Origin of the sequence: Halorientalis pallida (assembly GCF_049605515.1) — an archaeon.
Taxonomy (GTDB): domain Archaea; phylum Halobacteriota; class Halobacteria; order Halobacteriales; family Haloarculaceae; genus Halorientalis; species Halorientalis pallida_A.
Genome location: NZ_CP187156.1, coordinates 170007 through 193601 on the forward strand (window position 1 = coordinate 170007; position 23595 = coordinate 193601).

Consider the following 23595-nt stretch of genomic DNA (forward strand, 5'->3'; position numbering starts at 1 on the left):
CGCATCAGAATATGACTCCATTCAGTATTCCTCCCTCGTTTCTATCTCCGGCGTCTGTTGTCGCTATCGGCACGACCCGTTCTCGGCTGGAAGCCCCTCATCACAGCAGGTCTGTCGGATCACGGTTCCCGATAGCCACCTCTCGCAGTTGCTCCTCGGAGAGCGTTTCGATCACGAAGTCCGGCATGTCGTCGGGGAGGTCTTGTGGAATCGACACCTCCTCGGGGTCAGTCGTGGTGACGGTATCCCGCCCGCCGTCCGTCGCGGAGCGTTCACCGGACAGACGCGTTACTGACTCCTCCACTTCGGAGACCATCGCCGCCTGTTCCTCGTTCGCCGCAGCCAGACTCTCGATCTCCTCTGCGACGCGGTCGGTCCGATCGACCACCTCGTCGACCATCGACGCGATCTCTTCGGCAGCAGCAGCCTGGTCGTCTGTCGCGTCTGCGACCTCGCTGATTCCGTTCGCTGTTTCGGTGACAGCTTCGACGATTTCAGTCAGACTGTCCATAGCGTCCTGAACCTGCTCGATGCCCCGATCAACCTGCTCGGTGGTGTCAGCGAGATTGGCCGCCGTCTCCTCGGCATCGGTCTGAATCTCATCGACCATCGTCTCGATATCACTGGCGTGTGTCTGTGACTCCTTCGCGAGTGACTTGATTTCGTCTGCGACGACGGCAAATCCTTCACCCGCTTTCCCGGCACGGGCGGCCTCGATCGATGCGTTCAGCGCGAGGATGTTCGTCTGTTCGGCGATGCCGTCAATCGCATCGACGAACTCGTCTATCTGCTGGACACGGTTCCGTAACGAGGTGACATCGTCCGCCACTTCGTTTACAGCGTCGCCAATATCGTCCATGACCCCAACAGCAGTGTCGGCGGCTTCCTTGCCGTCTTCGGCGAGGGTTTCGGACCGGTCGCTCGCACTTTCGACCTGATCGGCTGTCGAGGCGACCTCCTCGATTGTCGCCGAGAGGTTCGCTACCTCAGACGAAATCTCGTCCACCCGTTCGGACTGTTGCGTCGCTGCGTCACTGATTGCAGTGGCGCTCTCGGCGACATCCTCGGCGCTCGTCTGGAGGTCACTCACCGGTTGCTTCACATCTTCTTCGACGTCGGCCATCAGTCGTTCGTTGCGCTCGATCTCCTCCTCAAGTTGCTGGCTGTATGAGTGGATGTAGGTGTCGGTGACGACCTGCATGTCGAGATTGATGATTCGGAGAATCGCGAGGATATCCTGTACGGCGTCGTCGACCTCCGTTTCGACCGCTGTTTCGATCGCGCGACGCGAGAGATCAGGTCCGGGATTCAGCGCGTCCTCTCCCCCGCCAGAGGCAGGTTCGGTCCCACCGTCTGCGACAGCGTCGGTCAGGCGCTCTGTGAGTGATTCGACGAGGCGGTCGCCCACCAGCGGGAGAATGAGATCGTAGTAGACGCCATACTGGCCGAGGTAGTGTTTCATCGGCATATCCAGTATATCGTGGAGTTTGCCGATACGGGCCCGGTCCCGGAAGTAGTCCGTGCCGTACTCGCCATCGGCAAGCGTCACGAGATACGCCGATTGCGTCCGCTTAAGTTGCTCGACGTTCTTGGGCGACCGCCCGATAACCTCGACTGTCTCTTCGTGGTCGGTCAGGTTGTCGTAGAAGTCCTCGGCCACCTGGTCGGCGTTGTCCGCGAAGTCATCTCGATACGTCCGAAGACGACGGACATCGTCGTCGGTGAAACCGACGAAATCCTTCCGCCACCGGATTTCGGACCTATCCAGGCCGATCTCGCCAACAAGCGAGTCCGCGTCCAGCTGATCGTTGAGGCCGCCACGTCCAAAATCGTCTCGGCCGTACTGCGGCGAATCGGACATAGACGTGTGTGGATCGAACGCGAGCATAAGTCCCGCCTCTAGATACCGGCACACTACCAGGAGCACGACTCAGTCGGTGTTCTCGGCTGGGACTTCTAGGAACGCTTCGAACGGAGAAGTTGCCGATCGAGACGATGGGTGGTTCTCAGCCGTGATACTCATCCTGTTATCTAGAGTCACTAACTATTGGGTTGGTCGTGAGAGGATGTCGCATGCTGGAGAAGGTAAAAATCGATCGGTTCGACTTGCGGCCGAAACTCATCCTGGCGTTCGTGCTCGTAGCGTTGCTGGTCGGTGTGACAGGATTGGTCGGGTACCAGGCCGTGGGCGCCGTCGATGGCGAAGCCCACGTCATCTCCGAGGACGCTGATGACATCGACGCGTCCATGGAGATGCTGGTCGCCGTCGAGGAACAACAGATAGCGGTTCAAGCGGCGCTGCTCGACGAGGACGGGGCCAGAGCCGACTTCGAGGAGGCCAATTCCCACTTCGAAGAGTGGGCACAGCAGCTGGATGAAAGCGACCTGAGCGAGGAAGAACAACAGGCCTTCGCCGACTTGCAGTCCAGACACCAGGAGTACACGGCCGTCGCCCAGGAGGTGTTCGACGCAGCAGAAGCCGGTGAGACGGAGCGTGCCAGACAGCAAATGGCAGAACTGGACCCGATACTGACGGACATGCGTGAGGACGCACACACGCTCGAAGAGCTCGCTGTCGAGGACAAAGAAGCAGCAGTCGCGTCGGCAGACAGCACCACAGCGACGGTTCAGTGGTTACTTTTCGGACTGACTCTCGTGTCGTTCGTTCTCGCGATTGCCGTCGGCCTGTTCGTGGCCGGACGGATCATCCCGCCGATCACCACGCTGGAGGAGACTGCACAGGCTGTCAGTGACGGCGACCTCGACAACGATCTCGACGACCACGTCGAAGACGACGAACTCGGCCGGATGATCGAGGCGTTCAGTGAGATGCAGTCGAACCTTCGAGGCGTGTTCTCGCAGATCGGAACCGCCAGCCGTGGCCTACGACAGGGCGATCTCGGCTGGGAGTTCGAGGCGGACTATCCGGGCCAGTACGGGGAGACTGTCGCCGATCTCGAGGCGGGTGCCGACGAACTCGCCGGGAGTTTCGAGGAGATCCGGGGTGTGAGTGACGACCTCCAGCAGGGTGTCATCGATCAAAATATCGACACCGACCGACCCGGGCAGTACGGCGACGTGCTGGAAGATCTTGCGACCGGGACCACCCAGTTGTCGGAGAGTTTCACACAGATTTCGACTGCGAGCCGGGAGCTGAAGGACGGACAACTCGATCAGGACATCGACACGGACTACCCGGGAACGTTTGGATCCACACTGAGTGACTTCGAAGACGGAATCGACCAACTGAATACGAGCGTCGAGCGCGTCCAGTCCATCGCGGACGATGTCGCAACCTCGAGCGAAGAAGTGACGAGCAGTTCGGAGGAGATCGAACAGGCCAGCGAACAGGTTGCGGAATCGGTCGAAGAAATCTCACGCGGTGCGGACACGCAGAGCGAGAGCCTCCAGGAGGTGGCCAGCGAAATGAACGACATGTCGGCGACCGTCGAGGAGATTGCTTCTTCGGCTGAGGAGGTGGCTACAACTGCCAGCACGGCCGTCGAACGCGGCGAGACCGGCCGGCAGTACGCATCTGAGGCGACCGAGGAGATCCAGTCGATCGAAACTCGTGCAGAGGAGGCAGCCACGCAGGTCGAAACGCTCGACGAGAAAATGAATCAGATCGGTGAAATCGTCGAAATGATCAACGAGATCGCCGAGCAGACGAATATGCTCGCACTCAATGCCTCGATCGAGGCCGCGCGGGCCGGGGAAGCAGGCGAGGGGTTCGGTGTCGTCGCAAACGAAATCAAGTCTCTGGCAGAGGAAGCAGCCGAGGCGACTGCCGACATCGAGCAGCGAATCGACGAAGTCCAGGCGACGACGGACGATACCGTTGAGGGGATGCAGCAGATGAGCGAGCGCGTCGAGCGCGGGGCCGACACGGTCGAGGACGCCATCGAGATGTTCGACGAGATCGCAAACGCCGTTCAGGAGGCCGAAAGCGGGATCCGGGAGATCAGCGAGGCGACCGACGACCAGGCGGCCTCGTCGGAGGAAGTGGTCTCGATGGTTGACGAGGTCTCCAGCGTCAGTCAGCAGACTGCGGCCGAGGCGAGCAACGTCTCTGCTGCGACCGAAGAACAGACCGCGTCCCTGTCCGAGGCCTCGGAGAACATCCAGCAACTGTCTGCGCTCGCTGAAGAACTGCACGAGCAGGTGTCGGATTTCGACACCGAGTCAGGCTCCGGGCCTGGCATCGAGGCGACGCCGGAGTCGGCGGCCGCACCCGACGGCGGGCACCACACATCCGAGACTGAGGGACGGACGCCGGATCGCGATGGAGAGGTGTGAATCCATGCCCTCACACCATGTCCTCACGTTCACACTTGGGGGGGAACAGTACTGCATTGACATCGAGTATGTCGCCGAGGTCGTCAGCAGCTTGCGGGAAGACGTGACTTCGATCCCAGATTCGCCTCCCCACGTCGAAGGGAAACTCGATTTCCGCGGCGAGACCACGAGGATCATCGATCCGAGAGCCAGTCTCTTGCCAGAGGAGTACGAAGCCAACGGGATCCGCCAGGACAGGATGATCGTCTTCGATACAGAAATGATGACAGGCGAGCGTTCTGGCTGGATGGTAACGGACGTGGTCCGGATCGTGACGATCGATCTCGAATCTGTCGAAGCAGTCAACAAGGAGATGATCAACGGCATCGTCGCCCTGGGGGACGAACAGGTCGTCTGGATAAATCCTGAAACCATCCTGGCTAAAACATGAGTGAGGCGGAAGTCCAGAGTGAGACAGTCGAACTGATAGAGGTTCTTCACGTCGATGACGAACCATCCCTCACGGACCTGACTGCGACGTTCCTCGAGCAGGAGGACGACCAGTTTAGTGTCGAGACAGCGACGAGCGCCGACGAGGGGTTAGAGAAAATCGATGATCGTCGGCCCGATTGTGTCGTCTCGGATTACAACATGCCCGGAATGAACGGGCTCGAGTTTTTGCAGGCTGTCCGAGACCGGTATCCCGACCTCCCGTTTATCCTTTTTACTGGGAAGGGCAGCGAGGCCATCGCCAGCGACGCCATCTCTGCCGGCGTCACCGACTATCTCCAGAAGGGGTCCGGCACCGAACGGTACGAACTCTTGGCCAACCGGATCCACAATGCCGTGCAGGCACGACGCGAGGCACAGCGGGTCGACAGACAGCAGCAACTGGCGCGACTGACGGAGTTCGCCGGCGACACCGGTGGGTGGGAACTGGATAGAGAGAGCGGGATTGTCCTGCTGACGGCTGGCACCCGGCGAATTATCGGTCGCCCTGACCAGGCTAAAATCTCTCTGGAGGAAGCGATTGCACTGTTCCACCCGGACGACCGCGAAGAGATTCGGCAAACACTCACCAGGGCCTTCGAGACGGGCGAGGAACTGCACAACACGTGGCGACTTCAGCCAGGGGACGGCGACGAGCGTCTGATAGAAATGACGATCACTCCGGTCGTAGAATCCGGTGGGAGGGTACCGAAACTGCGTGGAGCAGGTCACGATATCACCGACCGCACGGAGCGTCGACAGGAACTCGAAAGGTACGAGACGATCATCGAGTCGCTGACAGACGCGGTGTACGTGCTCGACGACGAGGGGCGGTTTACCTACGTCAGCGACGAACTCGTCGAGTTGGTCGGCTACGATCGGGAAACCATTCTCGGGAACACACCATCGCTAATCAAAGACGAGGATGCCGTCGAACGGGCGGAACACCAGTTGGCGCGGTTGCTGTCGAGTGACGGCCCGGAGACAGTCTCGTTCGAAGTGACACTGCAACCGCGTGACGGCGATCCGATCATATGTGAAGACCACATGGGTGTCCTTCCCTACGAAAGTGACGAGTTCGAGGGGTCTGTCGGTACGCTCCGGGACGTTACTCAGGCCAAACAGCGTGAGCGACAACTGGAACGGCAAAACGACCTGTTCAAAAAAGCCCAGGCCATCGCCGATGTCGGGGCCTGGAGTTACGACGTGCGGAGCGACGAGGCGTTTTTCACGGAGAAAACCTACGAGATTCACGGCCTCTCACCGGATGACGAACTGGAGCCCGAGAAGAGCCTCAGCTTCTACCATCCCGACGATCGACCCGTCATTCGCGACGCGTTCGACCGAGCAGTCGAGACCGGCGAATCCTACGATCTCGAACTCCGACTGATCGACGCAGCTGACAACCGTCGCTGGGTGCGAACCCGCGGCGATCCCGAAATTGAAGACGGCAGCGTCGTCGGCGTTCGTGGCACACTACAAGATATTACCGAACGCAAACAACAGGAACGGGAACTCGAAGACCGGACAGAGGAACTGGAAACGTTGACCACGAAACTGGAAGCGCAGTACCGGCATCTATTCGAGGAAGCACCGGTCATGGCGGTCGTTACACGCGCCGACGACGGCAGACCGATCGTCGAAGACTGCAACGACCTGTTCGTGGAGACTCTGAGCTACGAGAAATCAGAAGTCATCGGCGCACAACTCGAACGGTTTTACACTACCGAGTCACAGCATAAATTGCTTGAGGAAGGCGGTTACGAGCGTGCACTGAGTGGCGAGTTCGTCCGCGAAAACAGGGAGTTGGTGACTTCGGACGGCGAGACTGTCGACACGCTCTTGCGGGCGGTCCCACGGAAAGCAGCGGGAGATGAGTCACCTGGGACGCTCGCGTTTTATATCGACATTAGCGAGCGCAAACGGGTGAAACGGCAGCGGGACCGCCTGGAGGAGTTCACGAGTATCGTCAGCCACGACCTCCGGAGTCCACTCACCGTGGCCGACGGGCACATCGAGTTCGCTCAACAAGAGTGCGACAGCGACCACCTGGCCCGGGCAGCCGACGCGATCGACCGGAGTCAGGCGCTCATCGACGACCTGCTGACACTGGCGCGTGAGGGCGAAGCGGTGACCGGGACCGAGCCTGTCGGACTTGCAGACGTGGCCCAGCGCAGTTGGGAAACCGTCGATACGGACCAGGCGACGCTGGAAACTGACGCGACACACGTCATCAGGGCCGACGAGAGTCGCCTCCAGCAACTCCTCGAGAACTTCTATCGGAACGCGGTCGAACACGGAGGTGATGCGGTGACTGTTCACGTCGGTGACCTGAACGGTGGCTTCTACGTGGCGGATACGGGGGCCGGGATTCTCGAGAGCGAGCGAGACGAAATCTTCGAGGCTGGCTATTCGACCGCAGAGCATGGAACGGGGTTTGGCCTGCGGATCGTCGAGCAGATTGTCGAGGCACACGGCTGGGAAATCCGGGTCACCGACAGCGAAACGGGCGGCGCACGCTTCGAAATTACTGGCGTCGAAACCGAACGCTGACTGGAATTATTTTCAAAAATATCTCACATGTCCCGTTATCTAGACCGGCGGTTTATTTGCCTCTGGGCCTGCTCCCGAGACATAATAAGCAATGTCTGATAATACCAGCGACACGGCGACCGAGGAGATCGAGCTGGTAGCATCGGGCATCCCTGAATTGGACGAACTGCTCAACGGAGGGTACATCCGGGGCCGTACGTACCTCGTTCAGGGCGCCTCGGGAACCGGGAAGTCGCTACTCGGCCAGCACTTCCTGCGAGCAGGGCTCGATGCCGACGAGACGGTCGTCTACATCCACGGGGAGGAGTCCAAAGACGACATTCTCGTCAACGCAGCACGACTCGATATCGACATTCGGGACGCCGAGTTTCTGGACATCGGGCCCGGGACGGACTTTTTTGCCGAGGACAAGTCCTACAACCTGGTCGAGGCAACCGAAGTGGAATCCGAGCAATTCACACAGGACATCAAACACGTAATCGAGGATGTCGACCCGGCCCGAATTCTCATCGACCCGATAACACAACTCCAGTACGTGGAACGGGACCAATACCAGTACCGGAAGCGATTGCAATCGCTCATCCGGTTTCTTCGGGACCGGCAGGTGACGACAGTCGCAACGCGCACACTCGACAGGGAGCGGACTCGCGAGACCACGCACGACGATTTCGAATCGCTCAGCGACGGCGTCATCAACCTGTATCTCGACGAGCACGAACGCCGGATCGCGGTCCCGAAACATCGTGGCCTCGGACAGGTCGACGGCACCCACGGGCTCGAAATCCGCGAGCACGGGATCGAAGTCTACCCACAGACCATCCCGAAACACGACAACCGAACGTTCGATCCGGAACTCATCTCCACCGGACAGGGACCCCTCGACGGACTCCTCGGTGGCGGAATCGAACGCGGGACTGTCTCGTTCATCAGCGGTCCGACCGGCATCGGAAAATCCACCACCGGTGCACAGATACTGTCGGGCATCGTCGAAGACGGTGGGACAGCACTCGGCTACCTCTTCGAGGAGTCTATCGACCAGTTCGTCCATCGCTCGGAAACCCTCGGACTCCCGATTTCAGAGATGCGGGCGCAGGAATCACTGTGGCTGACAGAGACGGAACCGCTCGTGCGGTCGGCCGAAGAGTTCGATCAGCACGTCCTCAACCAGGTCGACGAGCACGCGCCGGACGCGGTGTTCATCGACGGACTCTCGGGCTACAAGATCTCGCTCCAGGGCGACGACCAGCGGCTCATCCGCCGTCTCCACGGTCTCACTCGGGTGCTCAAGAATCGCGGTATCGCAGTCATCATCACGGACGAGGCGGACCGTCTCACCGGTATCCCGGAAGCTACGAGTACGAATACCAGCTACATCGCGGACAATATCGTGTTTCTCTCCTATGTGGAGGTCGACGGCGAGCTGGACCGAGCGATCGGCGTTGTCAAAAAACGACTGGGGGATTTCGACAGTAGATTCCACCGGTTCGCTATCGAATCCGGCGAGGGACTGGTTATCGAAGGCCCGTTCGATACTGTTCGAGGAATCATGCAGGGGAGTTCAACACATCCCGTTCCAGACGAATCCCACCGGACGACCGATCAATCATGACCGGCCGGTCCAGTCGCGAAGTGAGTGAGAAACACACCATACAACTCCTGATACACGGCGATAACGACCGGGAAGCCCTCGAAGAATTTCTCGACCAGCGGTACGACATCATCGCCGACGACACCCTCCGACCCGTCGATTGTTACCTCCTCGGTGAACAGATGGTGCCAACGTATCGAGACGCGTTACGGGAGCACAAAACAGAGGTCCATCCGACTTTCACTCCCGTACTGTTGATCCAACAGGAGGGGTCGAGAGGAACTGTCCCGCTGCCGTCCGAGCAGGACGGCGACGGACCCCCGCTCATTGACGAGGTGGTGGCAGCACCCGTCGACCGAACGACCCTGTTTCGCCGGGTGGGGAACCTGTTGGCCAGGCGCGAGCAGTCGGTGGAGTTGTCCGAGCGCTACGAGGACGTGCAGACTCGATTTCAGCGGCTGTTCGATTCGACGAACGACGCGATCTTCGTGGTTGCCCCTTCTGGCGACGAGATCACCGAGTGTAATCCGGCAGCGTGCGACCTCGTGGGATATTCGCGTGACGAATTGCTCGCCGTATCGCCAACGGAGACGATCCATGCCGATGATCACAAGCGGTTCAGGTCCTTTCTCCAGGAGGTACAGGAGGCCGGGCAGGGATCGACAGACGACCTCACGTGTCAAACAAAAGGGGGACAAAAGCGACAGTTGGAGATGTCGGCTGCGACGCTCGAGGATTCCAAACAGTCACCGGTAATCCTCTCTGCACGCGACGTGACTGAACGGAAAGCGTACGAACGAGAACTCGAGCTGAAGTCTCAGGCGATGGACAAAGCACCCGTCGGGATCACCATCACCGATCCCGACCGGGAGGACAACCCGATGGTCTACGTAAACGAGGGATTCGAAGCGCTGACGGGATATTCTGAGGAGGAGGCCCTCGGACGCAACTGTCGATTCCTCCAGGGAGAGGCGACGCGTGATGAACCAGTCGCTAAAATGCGAACGGCGGTTGAAAACGACGAGCCGGTGTCCGTGGAACTCCGGAACTACCGGAAGGACGGCAGCCAGTTCTGGAATCGCGTCAGTATCGCGCCGGTGAGAGACGACGCCGGAACCGTCAAGAACTACGTCGGATTTCAGGAGGACGTCTCCGAGCGCAAAGAGCGCGAGATGGACCTCCAACTGTTCAAAAAAGCTGTCGAAAATGCAGGGCATGCAGTCTTCATCACTGACAGGGACGGGACTATCGAGTACGTGAATCCGAAATTCGAAGCCCGGTCCGGCTATACCCGTGCGGAAGCCGTCGGTCGGACGCCCCGCATTATCAAGTCAGGGAAACAGGACGAGGAGTTCTACGATCGGATGTGGCAGACGATTCTCTCGGGCGAGCAGTGGAATGCGAATCTCATCAATCAGCGCAAAAACGGGGAGTTGTACCACGTCGACCAGACGATCTCGCCCATAGCGAACGACGACGGAGAAATCACACACTTCGTCACGATCGAAGCCGACGTGACGAATCGTCGGCTGCGAAAACAGCAACTCGACGTGCTCAATCGCGTCTTGCGCCACAATCTCAAGAACGGAATGACCGTTATTCGGGGTCGGGCTGAACTACTCCATGAATCACTGAGCAATGACGAAGCCCGGGCGCACGTGAGCGCGATCGAAGAACGAGTGGACGCTCTGGCGACGCTGAGTGACAAAGCCGGCACTGTCCGCTCACTGTTCGAGGACGAGGTATCAGCCGAGACCGCTACCAACGTGACGGAGTTAGTTGGTGACGTCGTCACCACCTTTTCCGAGGAGCATCCGACCGCTTCATTCGATTTCAATGATCCCGATCCACTCCACGCTCGAGCGGATCGACGGTTGCGACTGGTACTGGAGGAACTACTGGACAACGCTGTCGTCCACAACGATAAACAGATTCCCGAGGTGACGGTTACCGCCAGGCCATCCAGTGAAAGACGGTCTGAAGAGTGGATCGACATCGAAATTATCGATAACGGACCAGAGATTCCAGCTCACGAACTGGAAACGATCAAACGGGGCGAGGAAACGCCGCTCCAGCACGGCACTGGACTCGGGCTCTGGATCGTCTACTGGACCGTCTCGCTGTACGGTGGCGAAGTCACCTTTGTGGATGACGAATCGCGTGGAACAGGTATCGTAATAAGTCTCCCCCGGATGTCCGCCGACTCATCCCATCGGGGAACACCCGCCGAAAACCACTGACCAATGGAAGACACTGAGCCTTCAGAAACTCGGAACCAGAAGCAGACGGACCGATATCGGACGCTCGTCGAAGAGTCGAGCGACGTCGCAACGATCATCGACACTGACGGAATGATGACGTACGTGAGCCCCGCCGTCACACGAGTCCTCGGCTACGATCCCGAGGAATTGGTCGGGAACACTGGATACGAGTTCGTCCATCCGGACGACCGGGAACGAAATGCCGACGCGGTCGAAGCCGTTCTGGAAACCCCGGACGAACCCCAGACCGTCGAAGTCCGATTCAAACACGCCGACGGGTCGTGGTGCTGGATCGAGGCCACGATGCGGAACCGACTTGAAGACGATGTCATCGACGGTATTCTCCTCAACAGTCGTGAGATTACCGAACGCAAAAAACGTGAACGCGAACTCCGTGAACTCGCCGGGGAGTACGAGGCCCTCCTGAACAATGCAGAGGACGCAATCTTCTTCATTGATGTCGACGCGTCAGATACCGATATCACGTTCGAGTTCGACCGGCTCAGTCCGGCATACGAGCGTCAAACCGGGATCACGACCGAAGAGGTCCGGGGAGAAACGCCTCGAGACGTGTTTGGTGAGCAAGCGGGAGCGGAACTCGAAGCAAACTATCACCGGTGTGTCAAAGCTCGTGAGCCGATCTCGTATCAGGAAGAACTGCGAGTCAACGAGGAGGCACGCATCTGGCAGACGAACCTCGCACCGGTACTCACTGACGGCGACGTAACCCGTCTCGTGGGAATCACCCGAAACGTCACTGACCGTGTCGAACGGGAACGAAAGCTTCGTCGTCAAAAGGAGCGGCTCGACGAGTTTGCGAGTGTCATCTCCCACGACCTTCGGAATCCGCTCAACGTCGCACAGGCCCGCGCAACACTTCTTGATGAACAAACGGAGAGCGAACATTTGAATCCACTCGTACAAGCGCTCGACCGGATGGAGGCAATCGTCATGGACACGTTGACACTCGCTCGACAGGGTGAGACGATAGACGAAACGGAGACGGTCAGTCTGACCGACCTCGTCGGGAAGTGCTGGGGAACGGTGGATACCGACGCGGCGACCCTCGATATAGCTGACGAGATGACGTTCCAGGGCGATCGTGATCGGTTACGACACGTATTCGAGAATCTGTTCCGAAACGCTATCGAACACGGTGGCACGGACGTGACTGTTCGTGTCGGACGCGTCGATGAGGACACTATATACGTCGAAGACGATGGGTCTGGGATTCCCGCAGCGAGGCGCCAAGAGATTTTCGAGCCAGGCCATTCTTCGACGAGTGGGGGCACCGGATTCGGACTGACCATCGTAAAACGGATCGTGGAGGCTCACGGGTGGACGGTGTCTGTGACAGACGGGCCCGATGGCGGAGCGCGGTTCGAGATTGAGATTGCACCCTGAGAGTGACCTGTCTCGAGGTCACGGCATTCGAGAATCGAAGATTCTCGTGCTCACAGAAATCGGAGGTTTCCGGACATTCCCGAGCCACTCGCCCGATCTTTTTGAGAGCGACTCCCGGCAGCGGTTGCAAACGTGCCCGTTAGCACAGACGGAGGTCCTCACTATACTAGTCCGCAGAAATGTTCACGGCCACGAACGTCAGCAGGCCGGTTTCCCGCACGAACCGCCACGTCTGAACAGACAGCGAGCAACGACTTCTGGTGACTACTATAGCGGGTTTCTGTTTTCTTGTTAAGCAGCGTCAGGGTGTCGCCAGCTGTGACCACGGCACGAACGACCCGAACCCCACACCGGTTACATCTCCTTGCTGGTTTTTCGAAAATACACGACTCCATGCTGGAGCCCAGTTCGCGATACGGATAACAATCGCTCGTAGTTTGATGGATATAGTTTGGATTAACGGAATTAACTAATTGTGGTTACTAAATCTGTTTTGAGTTACCTAGACTTTTTACCCAGCAGTCTCAACTCAAGTATATGAGTTCAGAGCAAGACCATCTCAAGGAAACCGATACGGAAGCCCGGTTCGAGTTCAAGAAGAAGGAGAAATCCGCTTTCAAGGCCGACAAGGGCCTCACGGAGGAGACGATTCGCGTCATCTCCGAGGACAAGGACGAACCCGAGTGGATGCTCGAGCGCCGGCTTCGTGCGCTGGAGCAGTGGAAGCAGATGCCGATGCCCGACGACTGGCCGGGTGCGCCCGACCTGAGCGAGGTCGACGTGGACGAGATCGTCCCGTACATCCGCCCGGACATCGAGACACGCGGCGGGGCCGAGAACTGGGAGGACCTGCCCGAGGAGATCCGGGACACCTTCGACAAGCTCGGCATCCCCGAAGCCGAAAAGAACGCCCTCTCCGGCGTCGGCGCGCAGTACGAGTCGGAGATCGTCTACCAGAACATGCAGGAGCGCTGGGAGGAGAAGGGCGTCATCTTCTGTGACATGGACAAGGCGGTCCAGGAACACGAAGAGATCGTCAAGGAGTACTTCATGACGAAGGCCGTGCCGCCGAGCGACAACAAGTTCGCGGCGCTGCACGGCGCCATCTGGTCCGGCGGGTCGTTCGTCTACGTCCCCGAGGACACCACCGTCGACATGCCGGTGCAGGCGTACTTCCGGATGAACTCCGACGGCATGGGCCAGTTCGAGCACACGCTCATCATCGCCGAGGAGAACTCCGAGGTCCACTACATCGAGGGCTGTTCCGCGCCGAAGTACTCGGCGTTCAACCTCCACTCCGGCGGCGTCGAGGTGTTCGTCAAGGAGAACGCCCACGTCCAGTACTCGACGGTGCAGAACTGGTCGAAGAACACCTACAACCTCAACACCAAGCGAGCGATCGCCGAGGCCGACGCCACGATGGAGTGGGTGTCGGGGTCGATGGGCTCGAAGGCCACGATGCTGTACCCCTCGACCATCCTCAAGGGCCCGGGCGCGACGGACAACCACATTACCATCGCGTTCGCGGGCGAGGGCCAGGACATCGACACCGGCGCGAAGGTCTACCACAACGCGCCGAACACCAAATCGACCATCGAGTCGAAGTCCATCTCCAAGGACGGCGGCCGCACGAACTACCGCGGGCTGGTCCACATGGCCGACGGGGCGGAGAACGCCTCCACGTCGGTCGAGTGTGACGCGCTGATGTTCGACAACGAGTCGACGTCGGACACGATGCCGTACATGGAGATCCAGGAGAACAAGGTCGACGTTGCCCACGAGGCGACCGTCGGGAAGATCGGCGACGAGGACGTGTTCTACCTCCAGAGCCGTGGCCTGGACGACGACGACGCCAAGCAGATGATCGTCGCCGGCTTCATCGAGCCGATCACCGAGGAACTGCCCATCGAGTACGCGGTCGAACTCAACCGCCTCATCGAACTCGAGATGGAGGGAAGCCTCGGGTAGTAGGCAAGAGAGCAGATCATACAGGAGACAATCTCAATGGGAATCGATCCGACGTTCGAGACCAGCCGCGATGTCGCCGACGAGCACGAGGGCCACACGGTCTGGGGACCCGTCGACGAACCAGAAACGTTGGGCATTCACGGCACCCACGTGGCCGTCGATTTCGACATCTGCATCGCCGATGGAGCGTGTCTGGAGGACTGTCCAGTCGACGTGTTCGAGTGGACAGACACGCCAGACCACCCGGAGAGCGAGATCAAGGCTGATCCGGCCAACGAAGCCCAGTGCATCGACTGTATGCTCTGTGTCGATGTCTGTCCGGTCGATGCGATCGATGTCGATCCCGGACGAGCGGGGCGACTCTAATGACGGGTGACCACCGATGAGTACGGTCGCATTACAGTGTTACCAGTGCGATGCCGAGTACGACTACGTCGGGACAGCGCCGCACCTGGCTCGCTGTCCCGCGTGTGGCTCCTCGTGTGTCCCGCCTGCCGGCAGCCTCACCGTCGTCGACAGCGTCCACTGGGAGAGCGCGAACGGACTCGCAAAAGTCTGGGTCAAAGCCGTCGACGACCGAGACCGTCCATTCGAGTTCGAGGTCGCTGCCCACGGGAGCCGTGGGAAACTGGTGGCTCTCAAAATCGACGGTGTGTCGATCAATCCACAGCGTGTCGATACGATCGAAACACTGCCACCGCCGATAACTGCCGAAATCGCCGAACTTGGAGTGAGCGAGATCGAGACGGCCTCGCTCAGGCACTCAAAATGAGTGCCCCGTACAGCCCTCTCGTTCGGGAGAACCGACCCAAGCAACAGTATAGAGAACACAGAACCTCGAGACTGAACCAATGAGCTCAGACATTCGATTCACGGACTTCAAATCCGACAAGCAACCGACCTGGTGTCCCGGCTGCGGTGACTTCGGGACGATGAACGGCATGATGAAGGCGCTGGCGAACACGGGCAACGACCCCGACAACACGTTCGTCGTCGCCGGCATCGGCTGTTCCGGGAAGATCGGCACCTACATGCACAGCTACGCGCTCCACGGCGTCCACGGCCGCGCCCTGCCCGTGGGCATCGGCGTGAAACTGGCCAACCCCGAACTCGAAGTGATGGTCGCCGGCGGCGACGGCGACGGGTACTCCATCGGGGCCGGCCACTTCATCCACGCCGTCCGCCGCAACGTCGACATGACCTACGTCGTCATGGACAACCGCATCTACGGCCTCACGAAGGGGCAGGCCTCGCCCACCTCGCGGGAGGACTTCGAGACCTCGACCTCCCCCGACGGGCCCAAACAGCCCCCGGTCAACCCGCTCGCGCTCGCGCTCGCCGCCGGCGGCACCTTCATCGCCCAGTCGTTCAGTTCTGACTCCCAGCGCCACACCGAGATCGTACAGAAAGCAGTTGAACACGATGGCTTCGGGTTCGTAAACGTCTACTCGCCGTGTGTCACCTTCAACGACGTGGACACCTACGACTACTTCCGCGACACCATCGTTGATCTCGGCGAAACCGGCCACGACCCGACCGATTACGGCGACGCCAAACAGGCCATCCTCGACGCCGACAAGGAGTACCAGGGCGTCATCTACCAGAACGACCAGTCCGTGCCGTGGGAAGAGCGTGAAGGCCTCACCGAGCCCATGTCCGACATCCCCGACGGCGCCCCCGACGACGCAATGAACCTCGTTCGAGAGTTCTACTGAGTATCGGGAGAGCATACAATGTCCGTACAACAATCTATTTCAATCGAGAACGTCGTCGCATCGACCAGTATCGGTCAGGAACTAGATCTCGACAGCGTCGCGTTCGATCTGGACGGGGCAGACTACGATCCCGAACAGTTTCCCGGACTAGTCTACCGGACGAACGACCCCGAAGCAGCGGCACTCATTTTCCGGTCTGGTAAAATAGTCTGTACCGGTGCTGAGAGTGTGGACGCTGTACACGGGAGCATGGATGTCGTCTTCGATGCGTTCAGCGATCTTGATATCGACGTGCCAGACGAACCAGACGTTACTGTGCAAAATATCGTCTCGTCTGGCGATCTGGGTACGAATCTAAATCTCAACGCGATGGCTATCGGACTTGGCCTCGAACAGGTCGAATACGAACCAGAACAGTTCCCTGGGTTAGTCTACAGACTCGAAAATCACGATGTCGTCTTGTTGCTGTTCGGATCAGGCAAGGTCGTCATCACCGGTGGCAAAGATCCCGGCGATGCGCATCGGGCTCTGGATGCTGTCCGTGAGGAATTGGATGCACTCGGATTGCTGGGCTGAAAAAACTCCTCCCGGTAGTCTCTTGTGACGTTTCGAGAGCCCATCGACGGCGTCGACAGGTTGTAATCGTGGAACGCTACCGACTGCGTGGACAGGGCTGACGAACCGGAGAGGCCGACTCCATATCACCCATCGGGACAGTCGGGGCGACGGTCACTCGTGCCCGACGAGAAACTGTTCGAGAACGCGGGCAGTCCCGCGGCGGATGGTCTCGCTCGCCGTCGATTTATCCACGTCTAGCACGTCGGCCAGTTCCGCCAGCGTACAGTCCCGTGGCACGTCGAAGTAGCCGCGGCGCTGGGCGACGGTCAGACACTCGCGCTGGCGCTCGGTCAAAAGCGACTCCTCGTCGTCGGTGTGGACGACCGTCAGGAGTTCGTACTGGAGGCCGGTGGCGTCGAGTACCTCGCCGAACGCCTCGAACTGTGCCTGTGTCGCGGTCAGGTCGAACTCCATCGCGCCGTTCTCGACATCCAGCGGGAACTCCGGGGGCAGCGACGACTCCCAGAGGAACTGATAGAGGCGCTGTTCTTCGGCCTCGTACTGGGTGATGGCTCGCTGGTCGTCGACGAGCAGTCGGTCGTAGGCGACGATGTCGGGATGGTCCCGGAGTGCAGCGGCCGCGAGTTCGGGATCGTCGGCCAGGATTTCGCCCAGTTCGATCGCCCGGTCACCTTTCGGGACGCCAGTGAGCAGTCGGAACGTCGCATCCGGAAACGATGTGGACACCTCTGCAACCCAGATGTCCTCGGGCAGCGTCATCCGGAAGCGTGCGCGAAGCAAGGCTCTCTCCCTGTCGGGACTGGTTTCTGCTGAACCCACAACAGGTTGTGGGTCAGTCCCGGTCCAGGGGTCGGGCCAGTCAGTCTCGGGTCTCATCCGTGGGGGCCGCCGAGAAAGAGGACCCAGTGTGGGACAGTTTAGTCACTTCCCGGATTCGGAGTGGCGGTCGACGTCCGGACGGCCGTCGTGACACGGACCACGCAGTAGCCGAGGAACCCGACTGGTCCCAGCAACAGTGTCACGACCAGCAGCGGGGAAGCGACGAGCCACGGGAGTCCTCGGCGGCGTGCGTCGCGGTAGATCCACCGGCCCACGAAGAGGTCGAACGCGAGGAAGTGGACCCACGCGAGGGTAGTACCGGCGGCCGTCGCGAGGAGTGACTGCATCCCGGCGAGTGACGGCGAGAGGACGCCACTCACGACCGAGCCGAACTGGGGCACGATGACGAGCAGGTACAGGAGGGCGGCGGGAACGGCGAGCAGCGGCGAGGCGACGACTCGCTCGGTCACGCGCCAGGTCGGCGCGAGGATCATCAGTCCCCAGAACGGCGCGACCAGCAGGAAACTCCCGCCGAAGATGCCCGTCATCGACGGGAGGGGAAGCGACGTCACGAGCGGGTTGCCGAGTAGCGCCCAGACGAAGGCCCCACCCACGAGACTGCTGTACCCGGCTGCGACGACGCCGACGACGCCGAGCGACTGGCGGGTCGACAGGTCGTCCCAGCGTGCTGCGACGTAGCCAGTCAGCGGGAGGACCTGCAACGCGTGGAGGCCGACGAAGTGTGCGATACGGAGGTCACCGCCGGTGAGACTCCAGTTCAACAGCGGCAGTCCGGATCCGTCGGCGGGTGCGCCGACACTGTGAGAGCCGTTGGCGATCATCAGCCCGCCCTCGAAACTCGCGAGGACGAACAGGAAGAATCCGGTCCAGATACCCCACAGGTACGCGGGTGCGAGGTCTGGCGGGTCACGGACGGTGCGCCACAGGACGTAGGCCACGACGAGCGTGCTGATGGTAATCGTCGTGCCCATGACGGCGAAGATACCGGTGTCGAGAGCGGTCGCCTTGTTGAAGTGCGACTGCACGCCGCGGGCGGCCTGGGTCGAGATGAGGGTGATCTCGACGAGCATGGCCCCGCCGATGGTTCTGGTCGCGAGCCACTCGACGCGGTCGGCCAGCGACAGCGAGGGGAGCAGCCAGCCCACCGTCGCAGTGAAGATGGCGATAGATGTGGCGAACTTCCAGGGTTTGGTCCAGACGTTCCGTCCGAGGATGGTGCGACCGTCCAGTTGCAGCAGCGCGGTGAACACCACTGCGAGGACGAGATTGACGAGCGCGACGGCGAACAGCACGCGACTCCGGCGCCGAAGTTCCGCCGCCAGTTCCGATCCAGTTCTGATCGGTGATCCGAGATGTGCGTTCATTCTCGACACCTCCGGTTTCTCGGTTCCGTCGAGTCGGTCCTGTACTTCAGTCGGGGACACAGTTTCCGTCGCATCACATACTGATGTGGGCGTGATCCCGAGGAATCGGTTTGTCCAACATGTTGGGCAAAGTCGTACCCTGAACTCTCCCCTCTAGTTACTTGGCATGTCACACCAGTACACTTCAGCGACGGATTGGACCGGCACGACAGCCAGCGTGCGTGCGAATCTGCTGGGCTGACACGACGTATCCCGAGTCAGCGACCCCGACAGTGTGGCGGTGATCGGTCATGAGTGCAGTTGAGGTCTACCAACAGGTTCTCGATGCCGTCGATTTCTACGAGTATCTGGGACTGACGTTCGTGGAAGCGAAAACCGACGAGGACATCTGTCGGATGCAGATTCCGGACGCGGAGACGCTACGGACGCCAGTGGGGCACGTCCACGGTGGCGTGCTCACGAGTGTGATGGATATGGCGGGCCTCTTTGCCGTCTGGCGGGAGTACGGCACGCCTGGTGGGAAGGCGTACACCACAGCGATGGACGTGTCCTTCGAGAAGAGTGCGACACAGGGTGTCACCGCTCATGCAGTGGTTCGGGACCGAACGACGAGCAGTGAGCGGGACGAACTAGCGATCGAAGTCGAACTGTTCGAGTTACCGGACACCCACGAGTTCGGAATGCCGTACGACCCGGAAAACGACCCGGAGAGTACGCTGGTCGCACGGTCACGTGTTGAGTTCGTCATGCTGGACGACCGCGCAGTTGCATCCACGGCGTGACCCGACACGTACGCTGGCGTCGATGTTACTCCCGAACCACCCGAATCGAGTCATCTCACAGTCGACTGTGTCACCAAGATGTTGGGCAAATCCATACTCGGTTGTAACTGGTAGATCATGTCGAGGAGATTCACTGTGTTCGCCGATCATAGCCTTCGGAAGCGGGCGGCTGGACTATCGTACGGCATCACGGCCATCGTAAGCCTGGTCCTCGGCGGCATCTACGCCGTCAGGCAATCGTTCATGCCGTATCACGCCGACGCACTCTCGATGGGTTGGGGCGAAGTCGAGGCAGCGAATCAGGTGTTAATTTCGGCGTTGATGACCGTCGCCGGCGGCGGCTGGTTCACTGTCGGCGTGGTAATTCTGGTGCTGCTGGTCTTTCCGTTCCGGAGCGACCGCCGATGGGCACTGTACGCGCTGCCAGCAGTCATTCTGCTGTTCTATCTCCCCAATCTGTGGGCGACGCTGTCGGTGCTCCAGAACACACCCGGGAATCCTCCCTGGCAGGGAAACGCTATCGCGTGTCTATCTGCGGTCGTTGGGTTCGCACTCTATCATAAGCCGTTGAAGGGGAGGACCTGACGATCAGGAGGTGCTATCCACAGGAATGCTGCATACGCGCGTTGTATTCAGCACAGGGGCTCCAATGCCCGGATGAGTCTCACAGCAACCTGAGTTTGTCTCCCCCTGCTGGCTGGAGGCTTTTTCACCATGAGTACCGACGAGCAACGCGGTGACGCATCGCCAGACCATACCGACAACATAGAACGTGACATTGAAACCGAACATCAAAACGCCCAACAGTCCGGCGCGATTTTCGACGGACAGCAGTGGCCCGAAACTCGCCCAGTCATGCAGGAGGGGGAACAGCGATGACCGCTGCCGAGACATCGTATGGAGCCGAGAAGCAGACCGATCTCGCCCGCCGAGCCGCCCGTGAGTTCGATTCGATCCCGCTCCGGAAGCAAGTCCGAGACGACATTCAGGATGACTCCCAGCTGGGACACCTGCTGGACGCCGTCGCACACCTTCGCTGTGCCGTCCACGAGCGTGAGCAGGAGACCGGCACCGAGTCGATGCTGTACCGCGAACTGGAAACCGCCCAGAACGGAGTCACCGGCTACGCCGAGGACTCCCGGGTCAGCGAGGTCATCGCGCGAGCCTGCGCGACCGTGGTCGAAGACGGCGCCGAATGGGGCCGGAGCGATTCGCTCGATCAGGAGCATATCGACGACGCCATCGCGGAAGCCCGCCAGTGGCTCAGCCAGCACACCGACATCGCCGGACGGTTGGACCTGCTCGATCTGGTTCCAGATCCACCAGAGTGTGACGGGTCCAGCCGGGTACGCGTGACCTTCATCCCACAGACCTGGCACAAGGGCCGTCTCGTACCGGCCGAGAAGCGCGAACACTTCGTCGTCCCAGCCGAGGATGCGACCGACGAGAATGGGAACTTGTACGACGACGGCTCCTGCAAAGCCAAACAGCTCTGGGCCCACGATAACGCGCCCGAGCAGGCCAGAGAGTGGGAGGGACCGTTCACCGTCACGCTCGATTGGGTTTAGCGGTTGCGCCGCAGTCTGTTTGTTCTCCCCGAGGTGGGTGGAGGAATTTGTTCATGTCCACCCACGACTCGGCAGAGGCAACCGACGAACAGATCGATATCAATCCGGTCGAGTGTGAGTTTTACCGGGCCTGTACCGAACCGGCTCAGTACAAGTTCGAGGCGCTGGTCTTCCACGTCGGCGTCACGCAGGTCCGGGCTTGTCCCGGCTGTACCGCCGAGTTCCTCGCCCCCGAGCGGAATCGCCGCGTCGCCGAGGTTCGGAAGCTTGATCCCGCCGAACGGTGGGAAGCCGATGGCGCCTGAGCGGACGCGAGGACGGTTCGTGCTGGTCGGCTGTGGCGATGCGAAAACCGACGAACCTGCCGAAGCTCGTGACCTGTATACATCGTCGTACTTTGTACTCAAGCGCCGCTACGCCGAGGCCGCCGTCCAGTGGGCCAGAACAGCCGACAGGCGGGCGAACGCCTGGGCCGTCCTCTCGGCCGAACACGGGATTTTGCCGGCCCGGATGGAGATCGAGCCCTACAACACGACGATCAATGACCTCCGCGACGTGCCAATCGACGGCGAACCGCGATTCGAACTGCCGTCGGGTGATCCCGTCACAACGAAACTGGACCGTTGGGCCCGCCGTGTCCACTCTGGGCTGGCAGACTGGCTTCGCCGACCGTTCCACGCCGATCAGCCGGAGTCTCCCTGCCGGGAGTTGGTCGTCCTCGCCGGGAGTGACTACGTCGACGCCCTTCGCGAGCGGGGGATCTTCGAGGGCCGGCCGACGGCCTTGGAAACTGGGCAGGAAACGCATACAGCACTCCCGCCGAAAGCATCCGTGCGGTTCCCGTTCCAAGAACGGGACTTCGACGGGATGTTCGAGCAGATGGATTGGTTGAGCGAGCGGGCTGAAGAACTGGAAGCCATCGCCACGCCGGCCCGGACTCGCGAACTCTCCGTGTTCGATGCCGGTTATGACCGCGATCAAGCGCGTTGGCAGCTCGATAGATCAAGCGTCGACGTCGAAGCAACTGAGCAGGCTGGTCTCGACGCCTTCGAGGAGGTTTCTGACCAGTACATCGCGACCGAGCAACAGCAGTTGTGCAGTTCCAGAGACTCTGAGAACCGGAAAAACCAGAACGAACGGCGGTAACGGAGGTTTGTTGATCCCCAGCAGGTGCGGGGCCAGATACGATGGTCTCGCTGGTCAAAGATGGCAACGAGAGAACTCGCCCGAACAAGCAGAGACGACGTATCGACTGACGAAGGAGCAATCAATACCTGTCCAGAGTGCGGCGGAAAACTCCTGACCGAAGGGGGGGAAACGCGCTGTTGCTCTTGTGGGTTGGTCGTTGATACATCACGGCTTGACCGCCGTGGACCACGAATCTATCTGGACGACGAAAGCAATCGTGGACGTACTGGCGACCCGGTCACTAACGCACGGCATGATCGTGGACTGTCGACAGAAATCGGGTACAAGCGGGACGCCAACGGGAACGAACTCTGTTCCAAGACGCGTCGTCGGATATCACGTCTTCGGCGCGAACACAACAGAGCCAAATGGCAGTCGAAAGCTGACCGAAACCTCGGCCACGGCTGTACCGAAATCGCACGGATGGTGTCAGCGCTCGGTCTCGGACAGGACCTCCGTGAACAGGCCGCGACTCTATTCCGGTCCGCACAGGATGCCTCACTACTGCCAGGGCGTTCGATCGAAGCGATGGCGACCGCCTGTGTCTATGCGGCCTGTCGGTGTGCAAAACAACCTCTTACCCTCGATGAGGTCAGTCGCATCTCGCGTGTCCAATCACATCGCATTCGGAATGCATACTCCGTCCTGAACCGTGAACTGGGGCTTCCCGTTCCACCACAGCAACCCGCCGCCTTCGTTCCAAAACTCGCGTCTGAGGTCAGTGTCTCGGCTGAGACCAGACACAAAGCATCCGAATTCGCCGAACAAGCAGCAAACACAGGACGGGCCACTGGACGAAATCCAGCTGGAGTAGCAGCAGCCTGCCTCGAGATAGCGGCTACTGAGACCGACGATGAAATTACGCAAGAGGAGCTTGCGGCAGCAGCTGATGTATGTTCCGCAACTGTCCGTTCTAATCGGGACATGCTAAAAAAACACATCAACACCTGACCTCCTAAATCACTGAAGTCCGAAAATTGTCGGGTTTCGTTGGGGTGCTCATATCCCTGACTGATCGCCT

The 23595-nt window shown here is 60.1% G+C and carries 21 protein-coding genes; 18 read left to right on the forward strand and 3 right to left on the reverse strand.

Going from position 1 to position 23595, the window contains the following annotated elements:
* Positions 1 to 100 precede the first annotated feature (100 nt).
* On the reverse strand, positions 101 to 1861 hold the full coding sequence (locus ACOZ4N_RS00685) for a methyl-accepting chemotaxis protein (protein ID WP_424016271.1): 1761 nt from the start codon (positions 1859 to 1861) through the stop codon (positions 101 to 103).
* Between the two features lie 212 nt (positions 1862 to 2073).
* Between ACOZ4N_RS00685 and ACOZ4N_RS00690 the strand changes: the two genes are divergently transcribed.
* The 11 genes from ACOZ4N_RS00690 (at position 2074) to ACOZ4N_RS00740 (ending at position 16829) form a co-directional block, all read left to right on the forward strand.
* The gene (locus tag ACOZ4N_RS00690; protein ID WP_424016150.1) at positions 2074 to 4296 is read left to right on the forward strand and encodes a HAMP domain-containing methyl-accepting chemotaxis protein; all 2223 of its coding nucleotides are present in this window, start codon (positions 2074 to 2076) and stop codon (positions 4294 to 4296) included.
* Complete coding sequence (locus ACOZ4N_RS00695) at positions 4283 to 4726, forward strand: chemotaxis protein CheW (RefSeq protein ID WP_424016151.1); 444 nt, start codon at positions 4283 to 4285, stop codon at positions 4724 to 4726. The genes ACOZ4N_RS00690 and ACOZ4N_RS00695 overlap by 14 nt, the downstream gene beginning before the upstream one ends.
* Positions 4723 to 7317, forward strand: a complete 2595-nt coding sequence (locus ACOZ4N_RS00700) for a PAS domain S-box protein (RefSeq protein ID WP_424016152.1) — start codon at positions 4723 to 4725, stop codon at positions 7315 to 7317. Before ACOZ4N_RS00695 ends, ACOZ4N_RS00700 begins: the two co-directional genes overlap by 4 nt.
* Positions 7318 to 7408: 91 nt before the next feature.
* Positions 7409 to 8926, forward strand: coding sequence for an ATPase domain-containing protein (locus tag ACOZ4N_RS00705; protein WP_424016153.1), 1518 nt, complete (start codon positions 7409 to 7411; stop codon positions 8924 to 8926).
* A gap of 20 nt (positions 8927 to 8946) precedes the next feature.
* Positions 8947 to 11145, forward strand: coding sequence for a PAS domain S-box protein (locus ACOZ4N_RS00710; RefSeq protein WP_424016154.1), 2199 nt, complete (start codon positions 8947 to 8949; stop codon positions 11143 to 11145).
* A 3-nt stretch (positions 11146 to 11148) separates the two neighbouring features.
* Complete coding sequence (locus ACOZ4N_RS00715) at positions 11149 to 12570, forward strand: PAS domain S-box protein (RefSeq protein WP_424016155.1); 1422 nt, start codon at positions 11149 to 11151, stop codon at positions 12568 to 12570.
* Positions 12571 to 13107: 537 nt separating this feature from the next.
* The gene (gene sufB / locus ACOZ4N_RS00720) at positions 13108 to 14538 is read left to right on the forward strand and encodes a Fe-S cluster assembly protein SufB (RefSeq protein WP_424016156.1); all 1431 of its coding nucleotides are present in this window, start codon (positions 13108 to 13110) and stop codon (positions 14536 to 14538) included.
* A 36-nt stretch (positions 14539 to 14574) separates the two neighbouring features.
* On the forward strand, positions 14575 to 14904 hold the full coding sequence (locus tag ACOZ4N_RS00725) for a 4Fe-4S dicluster domain-containing protein (protein ID WP_129069901.1): 330 nt from the start codon (positions 14575 to 14577) through the stop codon (positions 14902 to 14904).
* Between the two features lie 16 nt (positions 14905 to 14920).
* Positions 14921 to 15310, forward strand: coding sequence for a hypothetical protein (locus ACOZ4N_RS00730; RefSeq protein WP_424016157.1), 390 nt, complete (start codon positions 14921 to 14923; stop codon positions 15308 to 15310).
* A 79-nt stretch (positions 15311 to 15389) separates the two neighbouring features.
* On the forward strand, positions 15390 to 16253 hold the full coding sequence (locus tag ACOZ4N_RS00735; protein WP_424016158.1) for a 2-oxoacid:ferredoxin oxidoreductase subunit beta: 864 nt from the start codon (positions 15390 to 15392) through the stop codon (positions 16251 to 16253).
* 18 nt (positions 16254 to 16271) lie between these two features.
* A complete protein-coding gene (locus ACOZ4N_RS00740; protein ID WP_129069898.1) occupies positions 16272 to 16829 on the forward strand; it encodes a TATA-box-binding protein in 558 nt (185 codons plus the stop codon).
* 153 nt (positions 16830 to 16982) lie between these two features.
* Here the strand turns inward: ACOZ4N_RS00740 and ACOZ4N_RS00745 are convergent, their stop codons facing one another.
* A complete protein-coding gene (locus ACOZ4N_RS00745) occupies positions 16983 to 17591 on the reverse strand; it encodes a helix-turn-helix domain-containing protein (protein WP_227739009.1) in 609 nt (202 codons plus the stop codon).
* A 158-nt stretch (positions 17592 to 17749) separates the two neighbouring features.
* A complete protein-coding gene (locus ACOZ4N_RS00750; protein WP_424016159.1) occupies positions 17750 to 19036 on the reverse strand; it encodes an ABA4-like family protein in 1287 nt (428 codons plus the stop codon).
* A 290-nt stretch (positions 19037 to 19326) separates the two neighbouring features.
* Between ACOZ4N_RS00750 and ACOZ4N_RS00755 the strand changes: the two genes are divergently transcribed.
* The 7 genes from ACOZ4N_RS00755 (at position 19327) to ACOZ4N_RS00785 (ending at position 23525) form a co-directional block, all read left to right on the forward strand.
* Positions 19327 to 19818 (forward strand): PaaI family thioesterase, encoded by a 492-nt coding sequence (locus ACOZ4N_RS00755; protein WP_129069897.1) that lies wholly within the window; start codon positions 19327 to 19329, stop codon positions 19816 to 19818.
* A gap of 135 nt (positions 19819 to 19953) precedes the next feature.
* Complete coding sequence (locus ACOZ4N_RS00760; RefSeq protein WP_424016160.1) at positions 19954 to 20403, forward strand: hypothetical protein; 450 nt, start codon at positions 19954 to 19956, stop codon at positions 20401 to 20403.
* Between the two features lie 129 nt (positions 20404 to 20532).
* Positions 20533 to 20697 (forward strand): hypothetical protein, encoded by a 165-nt coding sequence (locus ACOZ4N_RS00765; RefSeq protein WP_424016161.1) that lies wholly within the window; start codon positions 20533 to 20535, stop codon positions 20695 to 20697.
* Positions 20694 to 21386, forward strand: a complete 693-nt coding sequence (locus ACOZ4N_RS00770; protein ID WP_424016162.1) for a hypothetical protein — start codon at positions 20694 to 20696, stop codon at positions 21384 to 21386. The genes ACOZ4N_RS00765 and ACOZ4N_RS00770 overlap by 4 nt, the downstream gene beginning before the upstream one ends.
* A gap of 53 nt (positions 21387 to 21439) precedes the next feature.
* A complete protein-coding gene (locus tag ACOZ4N_RS00775; RefSeq protein ID WP_424016163.1) occupies positions 21440 to 21691 on the forward strand; it encodes a hypothetical protein in 252 nt (83 codons plus the stop codon).
* Positions 21692 to 21710: 19 nt separating this feature from the next.
* Positions 21711 to 22532 carry a DUF6884 domain-containing protein gene (locus ACOZ4N_RS00780; RefSeq protein WP_424016164.1) on the forward strand — a complete coding sequence of 274 codons (822 nt, stop codon included), beginning with the start codon at positions 21711 to 21713 and terminating at the stop codon, positions 22530 to 22532.
* Between the two features lie 60 nt (positions 22533 to 22592).
* Positions 22593 to 23525: a transcription initiation factor IIB gene (locus ACOZ4N_RS00785; protein WP_424016165.1), complete on the forward strand. Its 933-nt coding sequence runs from the start codon at positions 22593 to 22595 to the stop codon at positions 23523 to 23525.
* Positions 23526 to 23595 lie beyond the last annotated feature (70 nt).